The 26,356-nt window shown below is 61.0% G+C and carries 9 protein-coding genes; 6 read left to right on the forward strand and 3 right to left on the reverse strand.

The window, feature by feature from the left end; genetic code table 11:
- Nucleotides 1–570 precede the first annotated feature (570 nt).
- Complete coding sequence (locus HU724_RS01660; RefSeq protein ID WP_016772282.1) at nt 571–1,281, reverse strand: GntR family transcriptional regulator; 711 nt, start codon at nt 1,279–1,281, stop codon at nt 571–573.
- A 196-nt stretch (nt 1,282–1,477) separates the two neighbouring features.
- Between HU724_RS01660 and lapG the strand changes: the two genes are divergently transcribed.
- Nucleotides 1,478–2,170, forward strand: a complete 693-nt coding sequence (gene lapG / locus HU724_RS01665; RefSeq protein ID WP_041479715.1) for a cysteine protease LapG — start codon at nt 1,478–1,480, stop codon at nt 2,168–2,170.
- A gap of 14 nt (nt 2,171–2,184) precedes the next feature.
- Entirely contained in the window at nt 2,185–4,137 is a 1,953-nt protein-coding gene (gene lapD / locus HU724_RS01670; protein WP_186569850.1) for a cyclic di-GMP receptor LapD, read from the forward strand.
- Nucleotides 4,138–4,327: 190 nt separating this feature from the next.
- Here lapD and HU724_RS01675 read toward each other — a convergent pair whose 3' ends face one another.
- Together HU724_RS01675 and HU724_RS01680 are read right to left on the reverse strand one after the other, a co-directional pair.
- On the reverse strand, nt 4,328–4,666 hold the full coding sequence (locus HU724_RS01675; RefSeq protein ID WP_016772279.1) for a hypothetical protein: 339 nt from the start codon (nt 4,664–4,666) through the stop codon (nt 4,328–4,330).
- Between the two features lie 149 nt (nt 4,667–4,815).
- Nucleotides 4,816–19,854: a retention module-containing protein gene (locus HU724_RS01680; RefSeq protein WP_217847180.1), complete on the reverse strand. Its 15,039-nt coding sequence runs from the start codon at nt 19,852–19,854 to the stop codon at nt 4,816–4,818.
- Nucleotides 19,855–20,215: 361 nt separating this feature from the next.
- Between HU724_RS01680 and HU724_RS01685 the strand changes: the two genes are divergently transcribed.
- The 4 genes from HU724_RS01685 (at nt 20,216) to HU724_RS01700 (ending at nt 26,345) form a co-directional block, all read left to right on the forward strand.
- A complete protein-coding gene (locus HU724_RS01685) occupies nt 20,216–21,568 on the forward strand; it encodes a TolC family outer membrane protein (protein ID WP_186568435.1) in 1,353 nt (450 codons plus the stop codon).
- A gap of 33 nt (nt 21,569–21,601) precedes the next feature.
- Entirely contained in the window at nt 21,602–23,758 is a 2,157-nt protein-coding gene (locus tag HU724_RS01690) for a type I secretion system permease/ATPase (protein ID WP_125925871.1), read from the forward strand.
- Nucleotides 23,748–25,115 carry an HlyD family type I secretion periplasmic adaptor subunit gene (locus tag HU724_RS01695; protein ID WP_024011116.1) on the forward strand — a complete coding sequence of 456 codons (1,368 nt, stop codon included), beginning with the start codon at nt 23,748–23,750 and terminating at the stop codon, nt 25,113–25,115. Before HU724_RS01690 ends, HU724_RS01695 begins: the two co-directional genes overlap by 11 nt.
- A 333-nt stretch (nt 25,116–25,448) precedes the next feature.
- Nucleotides 25,449–26,345 carry a TauD/TfdA dioxygenase family protein gene (locus HU724_RS01700; RefSeq protein WP_186568437.1) on the forward strand — a complete coding sequence of 299 codons (897 nt, stop codon included), beginning with the start codon at nt 25,449–25,451 and terminating at the stop codon, nt 26,343–26,345.
- The last annotated feature ends 11 nt before the right edge of the window (nt 26,346–26,356 follow it).

Consider the following 26,356-nt stretch of genomic DNA (forward strand, 5'->3'; position numbering starts at 1 on the left):
TGCGGTTGGTGCGTGAGGTATGCCGCGCTGAACGGCGACGTTCAAACCTGGCGAGAGAAAAACTAATACAGGGCAAATGCATTTAACAAGTTTATTTTCAATTATTTTAAGTTGGCTGTTTTTTGAATATAAGAGTTACCGATAAAACTTTCAGATCAAGTTTTATTAGGGCGTAGTTACTCCTTTCGGCTAATAACGGCCAAAATCGATAACAAGAGTGAATGCCTCACTCGAAGCAACTTTTAAACAAGGGAAATTTATGAATTCAAAGGGGGCGAAAGTTGGCCGGGACCGGCGCCATGACTTCCTGTTTCCCGTGACAAGGCTCCTTCCGTAGGTTCCTGTTGCGGGGACTGTGCCGTCAGGGCGGCGCGTCCCCGTTCTGTAGGGGTGGCGCTGGAAGAGTGCGGGTAAATTGCCGTCACGGCTATTACCGATTGGTCATCGGCGGGCAGCAGAAATGCGTCGGCAGGGCCGGGGCGGGCACCAGCGGGCACGCCGATCCGCTGCCAGAGCCGGCAGCAGAGCGGTCGCGAAGATTTGTAAGAGGATTATTCGACGTACGAGATATCAGCGTGCGGTGTGACGCTTCTGTGCGGCGGGAGTCGCCAGGTAGCGGGTGATAACCTCAACGCCACGGTTGAGGTGCTGCTCCAGCATTGCGAGCGAGCGCGGTATGTCCCGCTCGATCACGGCCTGAAGCATGGCGCGGTGGTCATCCTGGGACAGCTTGCCTAAGCCCATCGCTTCCAGATTGAACCGCAGAAAACGTTCTTCTTCGTTCAGCCCGTCCTCCACTAGGCGCAGCAGTCGCTGATTGGGCGCTTTGCTGTACAAGGCCATGTGAAAGAGACGGTTGAGGCGGCCGATTTCGTTGTAGTCGTGCTGCGCTTCCAGTTCGTCGATGTAGCCAGCGGCGAGTTGATGCTCGGCCTCAGTCAGCAGCGGAATGGACTGCCGCAATGCCTCGGATTCGAGCAGAATGCGCAACTCGTAGGTTTCAGCGGCATCGCCCTGGATCAGCGGGGCGACCACGGCGCCTTTGTGCGTAGTGACGCTAAGCAGCTCCTGCGCTTCGAGCTGGCGCAAGGCTTCGCGCACCGGCATGCGGCTGACCCCGAACAGATCGGCCAGATCCTGCTGGCGCAGTGCAGTGCCACAGGGCAGGCGGCCATCGAGAATGGCCGAGCGCAGGGTTTCTTCGATCACCGACCGGGCCAGATGCGCAGGAATCGGTCCTTCGACTTTGATGCTGTGCAGCGGTTTGGGCTTCTGAGTCACGACAACACACCCTGTAGGTCGCAATATTTGGATCCAAATGACACTAGTGATTGCTCTACAGGTTGTCAAACCTTGTAAAACGTTGCGCGGCAATCTCAAGTCTAGCGCGTCTTCGATGATCTCACGGTGCCATTGTTTTTTGCCGGGCTAAGCTTCACCATCAAACGCTTCCTTTCTGTCCTTCTGGAAACCTGCAGTGGCGGTACGTTTCGCGATCCCTCGGACCTTGCGCTGGCTTGGCTGCGCATTGCTGCTGGCCGGCGTCATGCTGGGCGGCCTGCACGCCGATTGGGATTTTTCCGCGATCAGCCGCAAGGCCACGGCTCTCTATGGGCCACTGGGCGCGGGGCAGCAGCGCATCGACGCCTGGCAGAACCTGCTGGCGACGCAAAAGCAGGCCAGTGAGATGGACAAGCTCAAGGTGGTGAACCTGTTCTTCAACAAGCAGGTGCGTTACGTCGAAGACATCGATCTGTGGCGCGAAGTGGATTATTGGGAAACCCCGATCGAAGCGCTGTGGAAGGGCGCCGGCGACTGCGAAGACTACGCCATCGCCAAGTATTTCAGCCTGCGCCATCTCGGCGTTTCCAGTGACAAGCTGCGCATCACCTACGTCAAGGCGCTGCGCCAGAACCGCGCGCACATGGTGTTGACGTACTATGCGACCCCCGATGCCATGCCGCTGGTGCTCGACAGCCTGATCGATCCGATCCAGCCGGCGTCGCAGCGGACCGATTTGCTGCCGGTCTACTCTTTCAATGCCGAAGGTCTGTATCTGCCCGGCGCCAAGGGCAATAAAAAGGTCGGCGACACCAAACGCCTGTCGCGCTGGCAGGATGTGCTGAAAAAAATGCAGGCCGAAGGTTTTCCGGTCGAGACGACTAACTAGGAGCACGCGCTCAGATGTCTTTGTTCAAACAGCTGTTGATCGCTATCTGTCTGTTCCTGGTCGTGGCCTTCACCGGCAGCTTCATGGTCAGCCTGGAGAGCTCGCGCACCCAGTACGTCAATCAGTTGCGCTCCCACGCACAGGACGCGGCGACGGCACTGGCGTTGTCGCTGACGCCGAATATCGACGACCCGGCGATGGTCGAGCTGCTGGTCAGTTCGATTTTCGACAGCGGTTATTACGCGAGCATCCGCGTGGTCGACGTGAAGACCGAGCAGACCATTGTCGAGCGCAGCGGTACCCCGGCGGTGAGCAATGTGCCGGACTGGTTCGTCAGACTGATCGGCCTCGAACCGGCGGGTGGCGATGCGCTGGTCAGCCGTGGCTGGGAGCAGGCGGCGCGGGTCGAGGTGGTCAGCCATCCGATGTTCGCCGTGGCCAAGCTATGGCAGAGCGCACTGGGCAGCCTTGGCTGGTTGCTGATCTGCGGCGCATTGAGTGCGGTGCTCGGCGCGCTGTTGCTGCGTCGGCAGTTGAAGCCCCTCGATTACATGGTCCAGCAGTCCCATGCGATTGCCCGCCGCGAGTTTCTCAGCCTGCCGGATCTGCCGCGCACGCCTGAATTGCGTCGCGTGGTGCAGGCAATGAATCAGATGGTCGAGAAGCTCAAGACGCTGTTCCAGGAGCAGGCCGAGCGCAGTGAAAAACTGCGTACCGAGTCCTATCAGGACAACCTCACCGGCTTGGCCAACCGCCGCTATTTCGAGATGCAACTGCACAACCGCGTGAGCAACCCGGAGCAGGCCAGTTCGGGTTATCTGCTGCTGTTGCGGGTCAAGGACCTGGCCGGTCTCAACCAGCGTCTCGGCGGCCAGCGTACCGACCAGTTGCTCAAGGCCGTCGGCGAGCAACTGACCCGCGAGTGCGCCAGATATCCACAAACCCAGGACTTGGTCACGCGCATTCGCGGCGGTGAATTCGCCGTGTTGGCGCCGGGGCTGGTGCGCGAGGAAGCGCTGCAGCTGGCGCAGAATCTCGACAATGCCTTGAGCAGCCTGCACGCCACTGGCGCGACCGATGTGCCGGCGGTGGCTTCGATCGGGCTGGCGCCGTTTGCCCATGGTGATTCACCACAAGCGGTGCTGACATTGGGCGATCAGGCGCTCGCACAGGCCGAAGGACAGGGCGAGCAGAATTGGGCGTGCATCGATCAGAGTCTGGTGGCGGAGGTCGGTGACGATCATCACGCCTGGCATCGACTGCTGGATGAGGCCTTGAGTCAGCAGCGTTTCGAGCTGTACTTCCAGCCGGTGGTCGCTGCGCAGGACACGCAACTGGTGCTGCATTACAAGGTGCTGTCACGCCTGCTCGACGAGCAGGGCCAGACCATTCCCGCCGGACGCTTCCTGCCTTGGCTGGAGCGCTTCGGCTGGACCGCACGGCTCGATCGCCTGATGCTTGAACGCGTGCTCGAGCAGATGAAAGGGCACGAGGATTCGCTGGCGCTGAACCTGTCCTCGGCAACGCTGGCCGACCCGCAGGCGCTGAACAAAGTCTTCGAAATTCTGCGCGCGCATTCCAATCTCGGCGCGCGTCTTACTCTGGAGATCGGCGAGGAGCAATTGCCTGAACAAGCCGTACTGGAGCAGTTGATCCGACGCCTGCGCGAGCTCGGGTTCTCGCTGAGCCTGCAGCGCTTCGGCGGGCGCTTCAGCATGATCGGCAACCTGGCGCGGTTGGGTCTGGCGTATTTGAAGATCGATGGCAGCTACATTCGGGCGATCGATCAGGAGAGCGACAAGCGCCTGTTCATCGAAGCGATCCAGCGCGCGGCGCACAGCATCGATCTGCCGCTGATTGCCGAACGGGTCGAGACTGAAGGGGAGCTGTCAGTGATTCGCGAGATGGGCTTGTATGGCGTGCAGGGGCAGTTGCTCGGTGAACCGAAGCCCTGGGGCCTGAACTGATCGTTCCCACGCTCTGCGTGGGAATGCAGCCCGTGATGCTCTGCGTCACAACGGTGACGGGCCGTGATAACTGAGTTGCGGTCGGAACGCGGAGCGTCCCTTGATGCATTCCCACGCGGAGCGTGGGAACGATCATTGTGGGAGCGAGCCTGCTCGCGAAAGGGCCAGTTCAGTCGGTGAAGATCCAGGATCAGATCAACCCACCCTCATCCTCATCGATCAACTGGCTCAGCCCGCCCAGCGCTTCACGCGCCTGGGTGCGGTCCATCAGTTTGGCCTGGGCCGCCGCTGGCAGGTCGGTGACGCGGATCACGCCTTTCTGGGTCAGCACCTGAATCAGGTCGTCGAGTACCCGAATCATTTCAAAGTCGCTCTGCTTGAGCTGTTTGAGGCTGTTTTCCACGGCTTCGTTGGCGTACCACGCCTGGATTTCATGGTTATCGGCGGGCAGCGTTTCCGTGGCCTCGGCGTACGCCGCAGCTTCCACGCGAATCAACTGGCCTTGCGCATCGCGTTGCACGTAAAACATTGAGCATCCCTCACAAATGAACAGCGTCATGCTGTCAGCAGCATAGCCAACTGCGCGCCAGTATGCGGGGCGACGATGAAATCGTCACCGCTGCATTGCCCGCAAACGCGACGGCCGCCCCACAGGAGGCGGCCGTCGTTGTTTCAGCCTCAGCTGTTGTTGTGATCGACCTTGATGGTCGGGTCGCTGCCGGCAATCAGATTGTGCAGGTTGGCGCTCGCCCAGTTGTTGCCTTCCAGTTTGATCGTCACGTCCGGCGTGGCCGCAGCGGCATCGCCCGAGTTGAATTTGCCCGCCGAGCTGACTTGCAGCGACGACGTGCCATCCACTGTGGTGATTTTCAGGAAGTTGTCGATCGTGCTGCCGGTCTCGCCCTGCAACAGGTCGCGCAGGTCGATGCGGTCGCCTTCGCTGGCTTTGAAGTCCTTGATCACGTCGTTACCGGTGTCGCCCGATTTCCAGACGAAGGTGTCGCCACCGGAACCGCCGATGAGGATGTCGTTGCCCTGACCGCCGATCAGCGTGTCGTTGCCAGTGCCGCCGAGCAGGATGTCATTGCCTTTGCCGCCGTCGAGCAGGTCGGTGCCGCCCGAGCCGAACAGGATGTCATTGCCTGCGCCACCGAGCAGCGTGTCGTTGCCATCGTGCGCGCCGGATACATCGAACGCCTGATAGTGCTCGGTGATGTACTGGTGCACATTACTGGTGCTGACTTTGCTGACATCAACGCCGGTTTCCTTGGCGACGAACGCCTGCATCGCCTGGTAACCCTCGCCGGCAATGCCGTTGAAGCTGACCAGATCGCCGAACAGGATGTCGTTGCCTTCGCCACCGTTGACGGTGTCGTTACCCGGCATCGTCGCTTCGGTATGGCCGATGATCGAGTTGGCCAGGTCCTTCGGATCGATGTTGGTTTGCGGCGTTTTGTCCGAGTCGTACGGCTTGAGGTCGTTGAGGCTGACGTCGTTGTTCAGACCAATGGCTTCGACGCTCGACAACCCGCTCAACAAGGCAAAGCCGCTGGTCGAGTTGCTGGTCGTCGACGAGTTGGTGCTGTTGCCGGTACCCGCGAGGTTCGACAATTCATAAGTACCGTCGCCCTGCGCATGAATCGTGCCCAGGGTCTCGCTGCTCCAGCCCCACCACGAGTTGTAGGTTTGCAGCACAACGCTGCCGGCACTGTTGATGGTCAGGTAGTGCGAGTTGTCGATGTAGGTGCTGAACGTGTCGCCCTGCTTGTAGTTGCTGGTGTTCACCACGCTGTCGAGTTTCACGTTGCCATACAGCGTCGGGTTGGTCTGCTCGCCGGTCTGGTAGTAGGTCGGCTGGCCGTCGGTGATGAAGTACGTGAGGTTCTTCGCCCCGGTGTTGGCGACCGCATCGGCACTCTGGAACCAGTTGGCCGTGGTCTTGAACACGTCCTCGTAGTTGGTACCGCCGCCGGAGCCCATCGAGTTCAGCACTACTTTGAGCAATGTCAGCGCATTCGGGTCGTTGAGATTCACCGACACCGACTTGTTGACCTGGGTATCGAAGTCCACCAGGAAGATGTTCACCGTACCCGAGTTGCTGCCGCCCAGGCTTTGCTTGAGGCTGTTGAACACCGAGGTCAGCGAGTCTTTTGCGGCGTTCAGCGACGAGGTGCTCATGCTGCCCGAGCTGTCGACCATGAACGCGATGTTGTAGTTGGTGCCCGGCACAACGGTCAGCCCGCCGATGTCGGCGACGATGATGTCGTTGGCGTCGGTGCCGGTGACGTTGTCATCACCCGAGGTGGCGGTGACCGCGTTGTACACCGCAGGCACCACGGTGACCGGAATGGTCGCGCTGCTGCTTGCCGAACCGCCGACCTGTTCGGTGGACGTCGAGGTCACGGTCAGGTTGAACTGGCCGTTGTAGTAGGTCGGCGGAGTCACGGTAAGAGAGCCGAGGTTCCAGCCGGTGACGTTGGCTTCGCCATTGCTCGCGGTAACGGTGAAGGTATGACCCGCGCCATCGCTGAGCACCGAACCGACCGGTGCACCGCTGATCTTCACAGTCAGGGTTTCCGAGCCGTCGGTGTCGGTCAGCGCGGTGCTGATCGCCGACAGTTTCACCGTGGTGCCTTCGGCGCCGGTGTTGAGCTTGTAGCCGTCGTAATAACCTTCGCCGTTGGTGCCGTGCAGATCGGAGACGGTCACGCCCGAGTTGATCAGATCCTGCACACCGGTGTAGATCGGCACGCCGGCGTTGCTCAGATCGATCGGCGTGCTGCCGTTTACCGAGAGATTGACGTCGTAGCTGCCCGGGCCGCTCTGGTTGTGGTGATAGATGTCGAGGGTGTAATAACCGCTGGTGGTCGGGGTGAACGAACCGTTGATCGCACCGCCCGCGCCCCAGGTACCCGACGCCACGTTCTTGCCACCGATGGTGATCAGCAGGCTGTCATCGGCCACGCCGCTGAAGCTGTAGGTCTTGCCGGCTTCCAGGTAGATCAGGCCAGAGGTCTTCGACGCCGTACCGGCGGCGACACTGCCGTCAGACTGCACGTTGGTGACATTGCCGCTGGAGTTCGGTTTGCCGGCGGCGTCGATGACGTTTTTCAGGGTGGTCGAATTCGCTCCGCTGCCGTCAGTGCCCAGACCCGACAGACCGGTCCAGACTTCCTTGATCAGGCCAGTGGATTTAACGCTGTTATCGGCCACGGCCACGGTCGGCGCATCCGCCACTGGCGTGATGTCGATCTTCACTGTGCCGGTGCTGCCCAGCGCCTGGCCATCGGTAGGCTGGAACTTGATCTGCGCGTAGTCCGCCTGCTTGTTGCCCAGACCGGTGCCGCCGTAACCGTTGGTGCCCGACTCGTTGGCATCCGGCAGGAAGCGCAGCTTGCCGGCGTCGATGTCGGCCTTGCTGAAGGTCTGGTTGTTGGCCACATCCTTCCAGGTCGAGCCGTCCAGATACTGCAGTTTGCCCTCGCCCGGCAGCTGCGTGATCTTGATACCGAGGCTGCTCGCCGGGCTGTCGACATCGCTGACGCCGAAGGTCGACCAGCCGAGTACCAGCGGCGTATCTTCGGTGCCGGTGACATTGCTCGGCGCAGCGACCGGTGCATCGTTGACCGCCACCACGTTGACCGTGGTCGTCGCGGTGTTCGAGTAGTTGCCGCCATCGGTCACCGTCACGGTGATGATGCGCGGCACGGTGCTCGGGTTTTCGCTGCTGTTGGTGAAGCTGATGTTCTTGATGGCCTGCATGTAGTCGGCCAGGGTCGCGTTACCCGAGAGGGTCAGGGTCACCGTGCCATTGGTGCTGTTGGCATTGATGGTGATGCCGTTGACGCTGTTGCCCAGATTCAGCGCATCGCCATCCTGACGGTTGGTCAGCACCACGGTGGCACCGGTCAGCATCGTGCTGTCCGGGTCGGTGATGCTGATGTCGGTGTCAGCGATCGATACGCCGGCGCCCGGGGTGTTCTCGGTGAACGTCACTTTGTAATCGGCACCGGTCGCTCCGCTGGAGTTGTTGGCGTCCAGATCGAGCACCGGTGGTGCGTCGTTGTCGATGATCGAGGTACTGACGCTGCCATTGGTGCTGCTGACTGCGAGGTTCTCGAAGTTGCCGCCGGTAGCCGAATCGATCTTGACCACGAAGTTCTCGGTGCCTTCGGTGATCTTGTCATCGAGGGTGGCGACGTTGAACTGCGCGCTGCTGGCGCCCGCCGGGATCTTCACGGTGTACACGCCGGTGAAGTCCGAACCGTCGGCAGCAGTGCCGCTGTAGACGATTTTCAGGGTCACTTCGGTCTGCGCCGGGTGATTGAGGCTGACGGTGTAGCTGGCGGTCTGGCCTTCGGTCACCGAGCTGCTGCCAGTGATGCTGACGGTGGTGGTGTCGACGGTGTCGGTGACGCTGGTCACCGCTGGCGTGGTGCTCGGTACCAGTTTTTCGAAGTTGCCACCGGTGGCGCTGCTGATGGTCGCCTGCACGGTGCCGGCGTCTTTGTAGACGTCGTCAGCTGGCGCTGGAACGTTCACGGTGCCGGTGGTCTTGCCGGCGTCGATGGTGATCACGGCGCCGTTCGACAAGGTGACGGTCACAGGCGAGCCTGCGGCGTTGGTCAATGTCGCGGTGTACGTAATCTGGCCACCTTCTGCTACCGAACCGGTCGCGCTGAGCGACAGGTTGGTGGTGTCGACGGTGTCGGTCACGGTGGTGCTGACCGGAGTCTTGTCGGCGACGAGATTTTCGAAGTTGCCGCCGCTGACGTTGGTGATCGAGTTGGTCAGCGGAGCGTTGCCGGTCAGCGCATCGTTCGGTGCGACGGCGGTTACGGTGCCGGTGGTCTGGCCGACCGCGATGGTGATGTTCTGGCCGTTGGCCAGAGTGACCACCACTGGCGAACCGGCGACTGGCGCGCCGACGGTTCCGGTGTAGACGACGTTGCCGCCTTCTGCCGCTGTGGCGGTTGCGCTCAGTTTTACGGTGGTGGTGTCGATGGTATCGGTGACGCTGGTGACTGCTGGCGAGGTGCTTGGTACCAGGTTTTCGAAGTTACCACCGGTCGCGGTTTTGATCGTGGCTTGCACGGAACCGGAGTCTTTATAGACGTCATCGGAAGGTGCCGGAACGGTCACATTGCCGGTGGTTTCGCCAGCCTTGATGGTGATCACAGCGCCGTTCGACAGGGTCACGGTCACTGGTGAGCCAGCAGCATTGGTCAATGTCGCGGTGTAGGTGATCTGGCCACCTTCGGCAACAGAGTTGGTGGCGCTCAACGACAGATTTGTAGTGTCGGCAACGTCGGTGACGGAAGTCGAAACCGGAGTTTTGTCCGCCACCAGATCTTCGAAATTGCCACCGCTCACGCCAGTGATCGAGTTGGTGATCGGAGCGTTGCCGGTCAGTGCATCGTTCGAAGCGACAGCGGTTGCGGTGCCAGCAGTCTGGCCGACTCCGATGGTGATGGTCTGACCGTTGGCCAGGGTCACAACCACAGGCGAGCCAGTCACTGGCGCACCAACCGTGGCGGTGTAAGTCACGGTGCCGCCTTCAGCCACCGAAGTATCGGCGGTCAGTTTGACGGTCGAGGTATCGATGGTGTCGGTGACTGTTGTCACCGCTGGAGCAGTGCTCGGTATCAGGTTCTCGAAATTGCCACCGGTAGCGCTGGTGATCGTTGCCTGCACAGAGCCGGCGTCTTTGTAGACGTCGTCGGACGGGGCAGGAACGGTTGCGGTGCCGGTTGTTTCGCCTGCCTTGATGGTGATCACGGCGCCGTTCGACAAGGTCACGGTTACTGGCGAGCCAGCGGCATTGGTCAGTGTAGCGGTGTAAACAATCGAACCACCTTCGGCCACAGAACCGGTCGCACTCAGCGACAGGTTAGTGGTGTCGGCAACGTCTGTGACAGAAGTCGAAACCGGAGTTTTGTCTGCAACCAGATCTTCGAAATTGCCACCGCTCACGCCAGTGATCGAATTGGTGATCGGCGCGTTGCCGGTCAGCGCATCGTTCGCAGCAACAGCAGTTGCAGTGCCAGTAGTCTGGCCGACGCCGATGGTGATGGTCTGACCGTTGGCCAGGGTCACAACCACAGGCGAGCCAGTCACTGGCGCACCAACCGTGGCGGTGTAAGTCACGGTGCCGCCTTCAGCCACCGAAGTATCGGCGGTCAGTTTGACGGTCGAGGTATCGATGGTGTCGGTGACTGTTGTCACCGCTGGAGCAGTGCTCGGTATCAGGTTCTCGAAATTGCCACCGGTAGCGCTGGTGATCGTTGCCTGCACAGAGCCGGCGTCTTTGTAGACGTCGTCGGACGGGGCAGGAACGGTTGCGGTGCCGGTTGTTTCGCCTGCCTTGATGGTGATCACGGCGCCGTTCGACAAGGTCACGGTTACTGGCGAGCCAGCGGCATTGGTCAGTGTAGCGGTGTAAACAATCGAACCACCTTCGGCCACAGAACCGGTCGCACTCAGCGACAGGTTAGTGGTGTCGGCAACGTCTGTGACAGAAGTCGAAACCGGAGTTTTGTCTGCAACCAGATCTTCGAAATTGCCACCGCTCACGCCAGTGATCGAATTGGTGATCGGCGCGTTGCCGGTCAGCGCATCGTTCGCAGCAACAGCAGTTGCAGTGCCAGTAGTCTGGCCGACGCCGATGGTGATGGTCTGACCGTTGGCCAGGGTCACAACCACAGGCGAGCCAGTCACTGGCGCACCAACCGTGGCGGTGTAAGTCACGGTGCCGCCTTCAGCCACCGAAGTATCGGCGGTCAGTTTGACGGTCGAGGTATCGATGGTGTCGGTGACTGTTGTCACCGCTGGAGCAGTGCTCGGTATCAGGTTCTCGAAATTGCCACCGGTAGCGCTGGTGATCGTTGCCTGCACAGAGCCGGCGTCTTTGTAGACGTCGTCGGACGGGGCAGGAACGGTTGCGGTGCCGGTTGTTTCGCCTGCCTTGATGGTGATCACGGCGCCGTTCGACAAGGTCACGGTTACTGGCGAGCCAGCGGCATTGGTCAGTGTAGCGGTGTAAACAATCGAACCACCTTCGGCCACAGAACCGGTCGCACTCAGCGACAGGTTAGTGGTGTCGGCAACGTCTGTGACAGAAGTCGAAACCGGAGTTTTGTCTGCAACCAGATCTTCGAAATTGCCACCGCTCACGCCAGTGATCGAATTGGTGATCGGCGCGTTGCCGGTCAGCGCATCGTTCGCAGCAACAGCAGTTGCAGTGCCAGTAGTCTGGCCGACGCCGATGGTGATGGTCTGACCGTTGGCCAGGGTCACAACCACAGGCGAGCCAGTCACTGGCGCACCAACCGTGGCGGTGTAAGTCACGGTGCCGCCTTCAGCGACCGACGTATCGGCGGTCAGTTTGACGGTCGAGGTGTCGATGGTGTCGGTGACAGTCGTCACGGCCGGAGCTGTGCTCGGAACGAGATTCTCGAAATTGCCACCGGCAGCGCTCGTGATCGTCGCCTGCACAGAGCCGGCGTCTTTGTAGACGTCATCAGAAGGTGCCGGAACGGTCGCGGTGCCGGTGGTTTCGCCTGCTTTGATGGTGATCACGGCGCCGTTCGACAGGGTCACGGTCACTGGCGAGCCAGCGGCGTTGGTCAGGGTTGCGGTGTACGTAATCTGGCCACCTTCAGCCACCGAATTGCTGGCGCTGAGCGACAGATTTGTAGTGTCGGCAACGTCGGTGACGGAAGTTGAAACCGGAGTTTTGTCCGCCACCAGATCTTCGAAATTGCCGCCAGTTACGCCAGTGATCGAGTTGGTGATCGGGGCGTTGCCAGTCAGTGCATCGTTCGGAGCAACAGCGGTTGCAGTGCCAGTGGTCTGACCGACGCCGATGGTGATGGTCTGGCCGTTGGCCAGAGTTACCACAACAGGCGAACCAGTAACTGGCGCACCAACGGTGGCGGTGTAAGTCACGGTGCCGCCTTCGGCTACCGACGTATCGGCGGTCAGTTTGACGGTCGACGTGTCGATGGTGTCGGTGACCTGAGTGATCGCAGGCGTAGTGCTCGGAACGAGATTCTCGAAGTTACCGCCGGTAGCGCTGGTGATCGTCGCCTGCACAGAGCCGGCGTCTTTGTAAACGTCATCGGACGGTGCCGGAACGGTCACATTGCCGGTGGTTTCGCCAGCCTTGATGGTGATCACAGCGCCGTTCGACAGGGTCACGGTCACTGGCGAGCCAGCGGCGTTGGTCAATGTCGCGGTGTAAGTGATCTGGCCACCTTCAGCCACCGAATTGCTGGCGCTGAGCGACAGATTGGTGGTGTCGTTGACATCCGTAACAGTGGTCGAGACCGGAGTTTTGTCGGCAACCAGATCTTCGAAGTTGCCGCCGGTCACGCCAGTGATCGAATTGGTGATCGGAGCATTACCGGCCAACGCATCGTTCGCAGCAACAGCAGTTGCAGTGCCAGTAGTCTGGCCGACGCCAATGGTGATGGTCTGACCGTTCGCCAACGTCACGACAACAGGCGAACCGGTTACCGGCGCTCCGACGGTGGCGGTGTAAGTCACAGTGCCGCCTTCGGCTACCGACGTATCGGCGGTCAGTTTGACGGTCGAAGTGTCAATGGTGTCGGTGACTGTCGTCACGGCCGGAGCAGTGCTCGGAACGAGGTTTTCGAAGTTACCACCGGTGGCACTGGTGATCGTGGCCTGAACAGAGCCGGCATCTTTGTAGACGTCATCAGATGGTGCCGCAACGGTTGCAGTGCCGGTGGTTTCGCCAGCCTTGATGGTGATCAAAGCGCCGTTCGACAAGGTCACCGTCACTGGCGAGCCAGCGGCGTTGGTCAAGGTCGCGGTGTAGGTGATCTGGCCACCTTCGGCAACAGAGTTGGTGGCGCTCAAGGACAGATTTGTAGTGTCGGTAACGTCGGTGACAGAAGTCGAGACCGGAGTTTTGTCCGCCACCAGATCTTCGAAATTGCCGCCAGTTACGCCAGTGATCGAGTTGGTAATCGGAGCATTCCCGGTCAGCGCATCGTTCGCAGCAACAGCGGTTGCAGTGCCAGTGGTCTGACCGACGCCGATGGTGATTGTCTGGCCGTTGGCCAAAGTCACGACGACAGGCGAACCGGTAACCGGAGCGCCGACGGTGGCGGTGTAGGTGACAGTGCCGCCTTCAGCCACCGAAGTATCGGCAGTCAGTTTGACGGTCGAAGTGTCGATGGTATCGGTGACATTGGTCACCGCTGGAACCGCGCTTGGCACCAGGTTCTCGAAGTTGCCGCCGGTCGCACCCTCGATGGTCACTTCGACTTTGCCGGCATCTTTATAGACGTCATCTTTCGGTGCGTCGACGGTCACGGTGCCGGTGGTTTTGCCTGCATCAATAGTGATCGTGGCGCCGTTCGACAGGGTCACGGTCACCGGTGTGCCGGCCGGGTTGGTCAGCGTTGCGGTGTAAGTGATCTGGCCGCCTTCGGCTACCGAATCGCTGGCGCTCAGGTTCAGGTTGGTGGTGTCGGTGGTGTCGGAAACCACGGTGTCTGCGGACTTGCCGTCGACCACCAGTTTTTCGTAATTGCCACCCGTGGCGCCATCAATGGTCACGCTCAACGAGCTGCCGCCCGCCAGCGGGCTGTTCGGCGCGACGTAGTTGACGCTGCCGGTGGTTTCGCCAACGGCGATGGTGATGGTCTGGCCGTTGGACAGGCTGACGGTGACCGGCGAACCGGTCACTGGCGCGCCCACCGTGGCGGTGTAGACCACGGTTTCGCCTTCAGCGACGTTCGCAGTGGCGCTCAGCGACACGGTGGTGGTGTCGATGGTGTCGTTGACCGTCGTCACCGCTGGCGCTGTGCTGGTGACGAGGTTTTCGAAGTTGCCGCCGGTTGCGCTCTGGATGGTCGCTTCAACGCTGCCGGCGTCTTTGTAGACGTCGTCTTTTGGAGCATCGACAGTCACGGTGCCGGTGGTCTTGCCGGCCTCGATGAGGATGGTCGCACCGTTCGACAGGGTCACGGTGACCGGTGTGCCGGCGGCGTTGCTCAGGGTTGCGGTGTAGGTAATCTGGCCGCCTTCGTTCACCGCGCCGGTCGCGCTGAGCGACAGGTTGGTGGTGTCGACGGTGTCGGTCACTGTGGTGCTGACCGGGGTCTGGTCGGCAACGAGGTTTTCGAAGTTGCCGCCGCTGACGTTGGTGATCGAGTTGGTCAGCGGCGCGTGGCCGGCGAGTACGTCGTTCGGCGCGGTGGTGCTCACGCTGCCGCTGGTCTTGCCGACTTCGATAGTGATGTTCTGACCATTGGCCAGGGTCACGACCACAGGCGAGCCGGTGACCGGCGCGCCGACGGTGGCGGTGTAGGTGACGGTGCCACCTTCGGCTGCGGTTTCGGTGGCGGTCAGTTTGACCGTCGAGGTGTCGACGGTGTCGGTGACATCGGTAACCGCTGGCGTGGTGCTTGGCACCAGGTTTTCAAAGTTGCCGCCAGTGGCGTCCTTGATCGTGACTTCAACTTTGCCAGCGTCTTTATAGACGTCATCGGCAGGTGCCGTAACGGTGACGGTGCCGCTGGTTTTGCCGGCCTCGATGGTGATCACTGCGCCGTTGCTCAGATTCACGGTCACGGGGGTACCGGCCGGGTTGCTCAGGGTCGCGGTGTAGACAATCGAACCGCCCTCGGCCACGGAGCCGGTCGCGGACAGCGACAGGTTGGTGGTGTCGGCAACGTCGGTTACCGAGGTCACCGCCGGGGTTTGGTCGGCGACGAGATTTTCGTAATTGCCACCACTGGCGCCGTCGATTTTCACGCTCAGGGTGTTGCCGCCGGCCTGTGCATCGTTCGGCGCGGTGAAGTTGACGCTGGCGCTGCTGGCGCCGACCGGAATGGTGATGGTCTGGCCGTTGGACAAAGTCACCAGCACTGGCGAACCAGTGACCGGGGCGGTCACGGACGCGGTGTAGACAACCACGCCGCCTTCTATCGCGCTGGCGCTGGCGGTCAGCGAAACCGTGCTGTTGTCGATGGTGTCGGTGACATCAGTTACCGCAGGCGTCTTGTCGATCACCAGGTTTTCAAAGTTGCCGCCGCTGGTCTTGGTGATGCTCGCATCGACCTTGCCGGCGTGCTTGTACACGTCATCGCCAGGCGCAGCGACGGTCGCAGTGCCAGTGCTCGCACCCTTGGCAATGTTGATCACCGCGCCGTTGCTCAGGGTCACGCTCATGGCGGTGCCGGCCGGATTGCTCAGGGTCGCCGTGTAGACGATCGAGCCGCCCTCGGCAACGCTGCCGGTGGCGCTCAGGCTGATGTCGGTGGTGTCAACGGCGTCGGTGACTTTGGTCACCACAGCCGAACGATCGGCATCGACGCGCTCGAAATTGCCGCCGCTGTGGCTGGCGATCGCCGTCCGCACGTTGCTGCCATCGATGTACGGCGTATTGGCGGGCGCCGGGAAATTCACCGAACCGCTGGTAGCACCGGCAGCGATGTTGATCACCGCGCCGTTGGCCAGGGTCACGGTCATCGCAGTGCCGGCCGGGTTGCTCAGGGTCGCGGTGTAGGTGATCTGGCCACCTTCGCTGACGGTATCGCTGGCGGTGAGGGTCAGTGCGGTTGTGTCGACGGTGTCGTTGACCGTGGTGCTGACCGGGGTCTTGCTGACGTCGAGTTTCTCGAAGTTGCCGCCGCTGGCGTCGGTCATGGTTACGGTGAGCTTGCTGACGTCCTTGTAGACGTCATCGCTCGGTGCGGCAATCGTCACCGAACCGCTGGTCTTGCCGGCTTCGATGGTGATGGTCTGGCCATTGCTCAGGTTGACGGTCACCGGCGTCTGCGCGGCGTTGGTCAGCGTGGCGGTGTAAGTGATCGAAGAGCCTTCGAGCACATAGCTTTCTGCGCTGAGGGTCAGGTGCGTGGTGTTGACCGTGTCGGCAACGTTGGTCACCGCAGGCGTAGTGCTCGGCACCAGATTTTCGAAGTTGCCGCCGGTGGCGTCCTTGATGGTGACTTCGACTTTGCCGGCGTCTTTGTAGACGTCATCGGCAGGTGCCGGAACGGTCACGGTGCCGGTGGTCTTGCCGGCTTCAATTGTGATGACCGAACCGTTGCTCAGGTTAACCGTGACCGGCGTACCGGCCGGGTTGCTCAGCGTCGCGGTGTAGGTGATCTGCCCGCCTTCGTTGACGTTGCCGGTGGCAGTCAGCGCGACGCTGGTGGTGTCGACGGTGTCGGTCACAGTGGTGCTGACCGGGGTCTTGTCGGCCACCAGATTCTCGTAGTTGCCGCCGCTGACGTTGGTGATCGAGTTGGTCAGTGGTGCGTGACCGATCTGCACGTCATTCGATACCGGGGCGGTGACGCTGCCGGTGGTCTGGCCCACGGCGATGGTGATGCTCTGGCCGTTGGCCAGGGTCACGACAACAGGCGAGCCGGTGACGGGTGCGCCGACAGTGGCGGTGTAGGTGACGGTGCCGCCTTCCGCGACCGAGGTGTCGGTGGTCAATTTGACCGTCGAGGTGTCGATGGTGTCGGTGACTTGAGTGACCGCTGGCGTGGTGCTCGGAACGAGGTTCTCGAAGTTGCCGCCGGTGGCGCTGGTGATGGTGGCCTGCACGGAGCCTGAGTCTTTGTAGACGTCGTCGGACGGAGCCGGGAAGGTCACATTACCGCTGGTTTCACCTGCCTTGATGGTGATGGCGGCGCCGTTCGACAAGGTCACGGTCACTGGCGAGCCAGCAGCATTGGTCAAGGTGGCGGTGTAAGTGATCTGGCCGCCTTCAGCCACGGAAGCGGTCGCACTCAGCGACAGATTGGTGGTGTCGGCCACGTCGGTGACGGTGGTCGAAACTGGAGTGTTGTCCGCCACCAGGTTTTCGTAATTGCCGCCGCTTACGCCAGTGATCGAGTTGGTCAGCGGAGCGTTGCCGGTCAAGGCATCGTTCGGTGCAGTGTAGGTGATGGAGCCAGTGGTCTGGCCGACGGCAATGGTGATGTTCTGGCCGTTGGCCAACGTCACGACGACAGGCGAGCCGGTGACTGGCGCGCCGACGGTGGCGGTGTAAGTCACGGTGCCGCCTTCCGCAACCGAGTTGTCTGCGGTCAGTTTCACCGTCGAGGTATCGACGGTGTCAGTGATTTCGGTCACAGCAGGCGTAATGTTCGGCACCAGATTTTCAAAGTTGCCGCCGGTGGCGTCCTTGATGCTGACTTCGACCTGGCCGGCGTCTTTGTAGGCGTCATCGGCCGGCGCTGGAACGGTAACGGTGCCTGTGGTTTTGCCGGCATCAATGGTGATCACCGAGCCGTTGCTCAGGGTCACGGTTACCGGGGTGCCGGCCGGATTCGTCAGCGTGGCGGTGTAGGTGATCTGGCCACCCTCGGCCACAGAGCCGGTGGCGCTGAGGCTCAGGCCAGTGTCATCAACCGAGTCGGTGATGGTGGTCACGGCAGGTGTGGTGTTTGGCACCAGGTTTTCAAAGTTGCCGCCGGTAGCGCCAGTGATGGTCGTGCTGACGGTGCTGCCATTGTTGTAAACGTCATTGGCCGCAGTCGGCACGTTCACGGTGCCAACGGTCTCGCCCGCAGCAATGGTGATGGTCGAACCGTTCGACAGGGTGACGGTAACCGGGGTTTGTGCCGGATTGGTCAGGGTCGCGGTGTAAGTGATCTGACCGCCTTCAACGATGTTGTTGGTCGCGGTCAACGTCAGACCGGTGTTATCAACCGAATCAGTGATCGTGGTAACGGCTGGCGTGGTGTTTGGCACCAGGTTTTCGAAGTTGCCACCGGTAGCGCCAGTGATCGTGGTGCTGACGGTGCTGCCATTGTTGTAAACGTCATTGGCCGCAGTCGGCACGTTGACGGTGCCTACGGTTTCGCCAGCCGCAATGGTGATGGTCGAGCCGTTCGACAGGGTGACGGTAACCGGGGTTTGCGCCGGGTTGGTCAAGGTCGCGGTGTAAGTGATCTGGCCGCCTTCGACGATGTTGTTGGTCGCGGTCAGGGTCAGGCCGGTGTTGTCGACCGAGTCGGTAATGGTGGTAACGGCTGGCGTCGGGTTCGGCACCAGGTTTTCGAAGTTGCCGCCGGTAGCGCCAGTGATCGTGGTGCTGAGGGTGCTGCCATTGTTGTAAACGTCATTGGCCGCAGTCGGCACGTTGACGGTGCCTACGGTTTCGCCAGCAGCAATGGTGATGGTCGAGCCGTTGGACAGCGTGACGGTTACCGGGGTTTGTGCCGGGTTGGTCAACGTCGCGGTGTAAGTGATCTGGCCGCCTTCAACAATGTTGTTGGTCGCGGTCAGGGTCAGCCCGGTGTTGTCGACCGAATCAGTGATCGTGGTAACGGCAGGCGTGGTGTTCGGGACCAGGTTTTCGAAATTGCCGCCAGTTGCGCCAGTGATCGTGGTGCTGACGGTGCTGCCATTGTTGTACACGTCGTTGGCCGCAGTCGGCACGTTGACGGTGCCCACGGTTTCGCCAGCCGCAATGGTGATGGTCGAGCCGTTCGACAGAGTGACGGTCACCGGGGTTTGCGCCGGGTTGGTCAACGTCGCGGTGTAGGTGATCTGACCGCCTTCAACAATATTGTTGGTCGCGGTCAGGGTCAGGCCAGTGTTATCGACCGAGTCGGTGATCGTAGTTACTGCTGGCGTCGGATTCGGCACCAGATTTTCGAAATTGCCACCGGTAGCGCCGGTGATCGTGGTCGTAACGGTGCTGCCATTGTTGTAAACGTCATTGGCTGGGGTCGGCACGTTGACGGTGCCGGTAGTCTGGCCAGCGCCAATGGTAATGGTTGAGCCGTTCGACAGCGTGACGGTTACCGGAGTTTGCGCCGGGTTGGTCAAAGTCGCCGTATAGGTAATCTGACCGCCTTCGGTCACGCTCGAACCAGCCGTCAGCGTGACGGTAGTGGTATCGACGGTGTCGGTGACCTGCGTGGTCGCCGGGATAGTTGACGGGGTCACGGTGATGCCGTTGCCGCCGCTGGTGCCGGTGACGGTCACGTCGATCTGGGTCGGGTCGTTGTAGACCGTGTCGTTCGGCGCCAGCGGCACGTTGACGGTGCCGGTGGTGGCGCCGGCCGGGATAACGATCACTGCGCCATTGGACAGGGTGATGGTCAGGTCGGTCAGCGGCGCCTGGGTCAGGGTCGCGGTGTACACCAGCACGCCGCCGGCTTCGGTGATGGTCGGCGTGGCGCTGAGGCTCAGGGTCGAGTCACGCAGCGCGTTGGTGGTGGTGTCGGTGGTCAGGCCGCCGGTGGTGTCCTGCGCGACTTGCCCGGCAGAATTGATGCCCGCCGTCGGAAAGCCAATGGTCGGATCGACGCGGCCTGCGGTGGCGTCGAGCATGACGAAGCTGTGACCGCCACCGGCAGCACCACCGGTACCTGCGGCGGTCGGGCCGGCCGCGGTGGATTCAAGTGCGGTGGTCGGGTCGACACCGGCGGCAATGGCTTGCTGCAGTTCTTCTACAGAAGGCGCAGCCTGCGCGGTGGCTTCGGCCAGGTCAGTGCTGGAGTCAGGCGAGCTGGCGCTCCACTGGGTGTCGCGACCCAGATCGAGCATGCGGCCATCGGCCAGTTCCAGCGACACCGCGCCGGACAGACCGGTATCGATCTGGTCGCCGACATACAGGCGATCGCCTTCAACGAGTACGCGACGCACGCCCTCTGGGGACACCACGAAAACCTGACCGACAATGCTTTTGACGACGGCAACAACACTGCTCATTGAAGACTCTCCGGGGTGTCACATTCAGTTGACTTCCATGGACCTGACGGGCGTCGGCGCCACTTCAGTCTGGACGTACTTTCTATAGATGGATAACTTATTGACGCTGTATTTCCGTCAAAAATATGGCTATAAATTATCGCGATTAACTTTATGCCAAACTATTGACCTTCTGGGAGCCATCCTAAACAATCGCCCCACTAATGTCACATTGATATTTCCGCGGCGACCTGTCCTTCAGCCTGTCATCCAGTTCCTGTTTTGAACTTTCCGACATACGGTCTTTCGGGTTGCCATCATCCGACGCAGCGCCACGTTTCTGCTGTGATTCAAGACAAGAAGTTCCGGGAAAATTCCAACCATGCGTTCGCTTTTGCTCTTTGCCGCTCCCTTCGCTCTCGCCGCCTCTTTTGTACAAGCACAATCCTTACCAGAAGCCATGCAACAGGCGCTGGATGTCCATCCGGAGATTCAGGCGGGGGTCAACAGTCGGTTGGCGGCGGATTATCAGTTAAAGGCTGCGAAAGGGGGGTACCTGCCCAAGGTCGATCTGCTCGGCGGTTATGGCCGTGAAGGCACTGACAGTGTGACCACTCGAGCGAACGGTGGAAGCAATCACTGGGAGACGTTGAACCGCAGCGAGTCAAGTTTACGTCTCTCGCAAATGGTTTTTGACGGTTTCGCGACGTCCAACGAAGTTGCGCGTCAACAAGCCAACGTCAGCTCCCGCGCTTACTCGTTGCTGGGCACTTCCGAGCGTACTGCGCTGACCGTCGCCCAGGTGTATCTGGACGTGCTGACCCGTCGCGAATTCGTCCGTCTGGCCGAGCAAAACCTCAAGAGCCACCAGCGCATCTACGATCAGATCCAGCTGCGCACCCAGCGCGGTGTCGGCAGCGGTGCCGACCTTGATCAGGCCGAAGCCCGTATGGCCCAGGCCCGCAACAATCTGATCACCGAACAGACCAACCTCGCCGACGCGGAAACCAACTTCCTCAGCGCCGTCGGCCAGATGCCCGACCAGCTCGAGCGCCCGGCGCCGTTCATGGCGATGATGCCGGCCAACCTCAATGAAGCCCGCGCGCAGATGCTGGAAAACAGCCCGATCCTGCGTTCCGCCGAGTCGGACATCGCCGCTGCCGAGAAGCAGTTCGCTACCGCCAAATCGACCTTTTACCCGCGCTTCGACGCGGAACTGGGCCGTACCGCCGATAACGATATCGACGGCCAGAACGGCCACAACAACGAATGGCAGGCCATGCTGCGCATGCGCTTCAACCTGTATTCCGGTGGCAGCAACAAGGCCGATCTGGAATCCAAGTCGTACCTGGCCAACCAGGCGCTGGACATCCGTAACAACGCCCTGCGTCAGTTGAACGAAGAGCTCGGCCTGGCCTGGAACGCCCTGAACAACGCCAACGCTCAGGTGCCGATCGCTCAGCAATACGTCGATCGCAGCACTTCGGTGCGTACTGCCTACCAGCGTCAATTCAGCCTCGGCGAACGCACCCTGCTGGATTTGCTCGACAGCGAAAACGAGCTGTTCACCGCCTCGCGGCGTCTGGCGGAAATCAAGAACATTCAGTTATTTACTCAGTACCGAATCAAGGCGACCATGGGCCAATTGCTCAAAAGCCAGGGAGTGGTCGCGCCGTTGGCATCCGTTGTGCAGAACGACGTGAAGCCCAAGGTCCAGCTGCCTGGGATGAACTGAGTTATCCCTTTCAACTGTTAAAGAGTGTCGAGCGTGGAATCAGAAGTCAGTCGAGTTCAACTCAGCCATGATCCACGCGCGTTGCATGACGATCCGTTGCTGGATGGTCTGCTCGCCCTGTGCATGCTGCACCAGAAGCCTGCCAGCGCGGCGATGCTGACCACCGGCCTGCCGCTGCCCAAACAACGTTTGAGTGTCGAGTTGCTGCCGCGCGCAGCGGCCCGCGCCGGGCTGCAGGGGCGGGTGTTGCAGCGCAAGCTCGAAGAAATTCCGGCGATCGCCATGCCCGCGTTGTTGCTGCTCAAGGATGGCCGCAGTGCCGTCCTGCTCGGCTGGCAGGGCAACAACGAAGCACGCGTACTGCTCAGCGAAAGCGACGGCGGCGAATCGGTGGTCAGCCGCGAACTGCTGAGCGACGATTACACCGGCAAAGTGTTCTTCGCCCAGCCGCAGCACAAATTCGACGTCAACCACGGCACGCTGATCCCGCGTGCACGCTCGTGGTTTCGCGACACCCTCAAGCGTTCGCGCTGGCTGTACGCCGATGCGATCGCCGCCAGTTTCCTGATCAACATCATCGCCATGGCCGCGCCGCTGTTCGTGATGAACGTCTACGACCGCGTGGTGCCAAACCAGGCCGAAGCAACCCTTTGGGTGCTGGCGCTGGGCATCACCGGCGCTTACATCTTCGACTTGATCCTCAAGAGCCTGCGCAGCCTGTGCCTGGATCTGGCCGGGAAGAAAACCGACCTGATCATCTCCGCCACGCTGTTCGAGCGCATTGTCGGCATGGCGATGAAATACCGCCCGGCGCGGGTCGGCAGTTTTGCCCAGAACATCCATGAGTTTCAGAGTCTGCGCGACTTTCTCGCCTCGCTGACCCTGACCAGTCTGATCGACCTGCCGTTTACCATCCTGATTTTCATCGTCATCGCCATTCTCGGCGGGCATCTGGTGTGGATCCCGGTCCTGGCGTTCCCGATTGCCCTGCTGATCGGCTACGCCTTGCAGAAGCCGCTGATCGCGACCATGGAACGGACCATGGCGCTGGGCGCCGAGCGCCAGTCGAGCCTGATCGAAACCCTCGCCGGGCTGGACGCGGTCAAGGTCAACAACGCCGAAAGCGAGCGCCAGTATCAGTGGGAGCAGACCATCGGCACCCTCAGTCGCCTCGAGCTGCGAGTGAAAATGCTCTCCGGTCTGGCGATGAACATCACCTTGCTGATCCAGCAACTGGCCGGGGTGATCATGATCGTCTTCGGCGTGTACCAGATCATCGCCGGCAACCTGAGCATGGGCGGGCTGATCGCCTGTTACATGCTCAGTGGCCGCGCCCTCAGCCCGCTGGCGTCGCTGTCCGGCCTGCTCACGCGCTATCAACAGGCGCGGGTGACCATGACCTCGGTCGACCAGATGATGGAACTGCCGCAGGAGCGCAATTTCGAAGAGCGCCCGCTGAGCCGCAAGGTTCTGCAGGGTGCGATCGAATGCCGTCAGCTCAGCTTCACCTACCCGGACCAGCAGAACCCGGCGCTGAAGAACATCAACCTGGTGATCCGTCCCGGCGAGAAGATCGGCATCATCGGCCGCAGCGGTTCGGGCAAGAGTTCGCTGGCGAAACTGCTGGTGGGCCTGTACCAACCGGACGACGGTGCGTTGCTGGTCGATGGCGTGGACATCCGCCAGATCGACGTCAGCGAACTGCGCTACAACATCGGCTACGTACCGCAGGACATTCAGCTGCTGTCCGGCACCCTGCGTGACAATCTGGTGTCCGGCGCGCGTTACGTCGAAGACGAGCTGGTGCTGCAAGCCGCCGAACTGGCCGGCGTCCACGAATTCGCCCGTCTGCACCCGCAAGGCTACGAGCTGCAAGTCGGTGAGCGCGGGCAGAACCTTTCCGGCGGCCAGCGGCAGAACGTCGCCCTGGCCCGGGCGCTGTTGCTCAATCCGCCGATTCTGCTGATGGATGAGCCAACCAGTGCGATGGACAACACCGGCGAAGAACGCCTCAAGCAACGCCTCGCAGCAGTGATTGAAAACAAGACCGTGGTGCTGGTCACGCACCGGGCATCGCTGTTGTCGCTGGTCGATCGCCTGCTGGTGATCGATCGCGGGCAGATTCTCGCCGACGGCCCGAAAGCCGCCGTGATGGAAGCGTTGAAGAAGGGGCAGATCAGTGTTGCTTAAGTCCGGTGTCAAGGAGTCGATCCGTCGCTACTTCAAAGGCTCTGCCTCGCTGCAGGGCCAGCCGCTGCCAGAGGTCAACAAGGCGCTGATCGAAGACGCCCCGCGCGTCGTGCGCCTGACCATCTGGGCGATCATCGGCTTCTTCGTGTTCCTCATGCTCTGGGCCAACTTCGCCGTGATCGACGAAGTGACCAAGGGCGACGGCAAGGCGATTCCGTCGTCGAAGATCCAGAAAATCCAGAACCTCGAGGGCGGTATCGTTTCCGAGCTGTTCGTCAAGGAAGGCCAGATCGTCGAGGCCGGCGCGCCGTTGATTCGTCTCGACGACACGCGTTTTGCCTCCAACGTCGGCGAAACCGAGGCCGATCGCCTGTCGATGCTGCTGCGGGTCGAGCGCCTGAGCGCGGAAGTCGATGATCGTCCGCTGAATTTCCCCGAGGACGTACTCAAAGCCGTGCCGGGCCAGGCCAAAAGCGAAGAGTCGCTGTACATCAGCCGCCGTCAGCAATTACACGATGAAATCGGCGGCTTGCAGGAGCAGTTGATCCAGCGTCAGCAGGAGCTGCGTGAGTTCAGCTCCAAGCAGGCGCAGTACCGTCAGCAACTCGGCTTGCAGCGTCAGGAAATCAACATGTCCGAGCCGCTGGTGGCGCAGGGCGCGGTCTCGCCGGTGGAAGTGTTGCGCCTCAAGCGTGCCGAAGTGGAAACCCGTGGCCAGCTCGATGCGACCACGCTGGCCATTCCGCGCGCGGAATCGGCGATCAAGGAAGTGCAGCGCAAGATCGACGAAACCCGCGGCAAATTCCGCAGCGAAGCGCTGACCCAGCTCAACGAAGCGCGCACCGATCTGAACAAGGCCCAGGCCACCGGCAAGGCGCTGGAAGACCGCGTCAGCCGTACGCTGGTTACCTCACCCGTGCGGGGTATCGTCAACAAGTTGCTGGTCAACACTATCGGCGGCGTGATCCAGCCGGGCAGCGACATGGTTGAAATCGTGCCGCTGGACGACACCCTGCTGGTCGAAGCCAAGATCCGCCCGCAGGACATCGCGTTCCTGCATCCGGGTCAGGAAGCGATCGTCAAATTCACCGCCTATGACTACACCATTTACGGCGGCCTGAAGGCACAGCTGGAGCAGATCGGTGCGGACACCATCACCGACGAAGACAAGAAAACCACCTACTACGTGATCAAGGTGCGTACCGAGCGCAGCCACTTGGGCACGGATGAAAAGCCTTTGCTGATCATTCCCGGGATGGTCGCTTCGGTGGATATCATCACTGGCAAGAAATCGGTGTTGAGCTATTTGCTCAAGCCGATCATCCGCGCGCGGGCTGAGGCGTTGCACGAGCGCTAGATCTTCGGCGCTGGTGACGGCCCATTCGCGAGCAGGCTCGCTCCCACAGGAGATTGCATTCCAACTGTGGGAGCGAGCCTGCTCGCGAAGGCGCCCGCTGAGGCGCTACATATCCGTCGGTAAGTGACACAAATGGTCACCCACGCCCTCACCATTCGCCATATCGTTATTCATTAACGGTATTTAATTTCCAATTCTTATAGCTATAAAGTCACCCACCTGCGTACCTGCCGACCAATCGGCGCGCCGCACGACCTGAACCGACACGCAATCCAGCGTGAGTGTCTGATCGACGAGCGCGGCCATGAGCGCGCCGTGCGTGGGAGATGATTGATGTCCGCCGCTACTGCCACCGAAAGCGCCGCAACTGTCGCGCCGCAAATCTTCGAAATTCGTCCCTTCAGCGGTGCCGTCGGCGCCGAGATCGTTGGCCTCGACCTCAGCCGGCCGGTCAATGATCAGGACTTCGCGCGCATTCACCGCGCACATCTGGATCACCATGTCGTGGTCTTCCGCGATCAGCAGATCACCCCGCAACAGCAAATCGATTTCAGCCGCCGCTTCGGCGTGTTGCAGATCCACGTGCTCAAACAATTCCTCTTGGCCAACCACCCGGAAATCCTCATCGTTTCCAACATCATCGAGAACGGCCAGAACATCGGTCTCGGTGACGCCGGCAAGTTCTGGCATTCCGATCTTTCCTATAAAGAGCTGCCAGGTCTCGGCTCAATGCTGCACGCCCAAGAGCTGCCCGCCGAGGGCGGCGACACGCTGTTCGCCGACATGCACAAAGCCTGGGACGACTTGCCCGCTGCGTTGTGCACTGCGGTCGAAGGACGTTCCGCTGCGCATTCCTATACCGCGCGCTACAGCGAAACCAAGTTCGAAGGCAACTGGCGCCCGACCCTGACCCCTGAACAGTTGGCTCAGGTCGCCGAAGTGGTGCATCCGGTGGTGCGCACCCATCCGGAAAACGGCCGCAAGGCCTTGTTCGTCAGCGAAGGCTTCACCACGCGAATTGTCGGTCTGCCGGAAGACGAAAGTCGTCAGTTGCTCGGCGAACTCTTCGCCCACAGCGTGCTGCCGCAAAACGTCTACCGCCATCAGTGGGAACCGCATGACCTAGTGTTCTGGGACAACCGCTCGCTGATCCACCTTGCCGCCGGCTGCCCTGCGCATCTGCGCCGCAAGCTGTATCGCACGACCATTCAGGGCGACGCGCCTTTCTGATTTGCCGGAGA

This window comes from Pseudomonas iranensis, assembly GCF_014268585.2.
Lineage (GTDB): Bacteria > Pseudomonadota > Gammaproteobacteria > Pseudomonadales > Pseudomonadaceae > Aquipseudomonas > Aquipseudomonas iranensis.

Coding starts and splice junctions, on each gene's coding strand:
- lapD (WP_186569850.1), top strand. CDS start 2,185: ATGTCTTTGTTCAAACAGCTGTTGATCGCTATCTGTCTGTTCCTGGTC.
- HU724_RS01700 (WP_186568437.1), top strand. CDS start 25,449: ATGTCCGCCGCTACTGCCACCGAAAGCGCCGCAACTGTCGCGCCGCAA.
- HU724_RS01680 (WP_217847180.1), bottom strand. CDS start 19,854: ATGAGCAGTGTTGTTGCCGTCGTCAAAAGCATTGTCGGTCAGGTTTTC.
- HU724_RS01675 (WP_016772279.1), bottom strand. CDS start 4,666: ATGTTTTACGTGCAACGCGATGCGCAAGGCCAGTTGATTCGCGTGGAA.
- HU724_RS01685 (WP_186568435.1), top strand. CDS start 20,216: ATGCGTTCGCTTTTGCTCTTTGCCGCTCCCTTCGCTCTCGCCGCCTCT.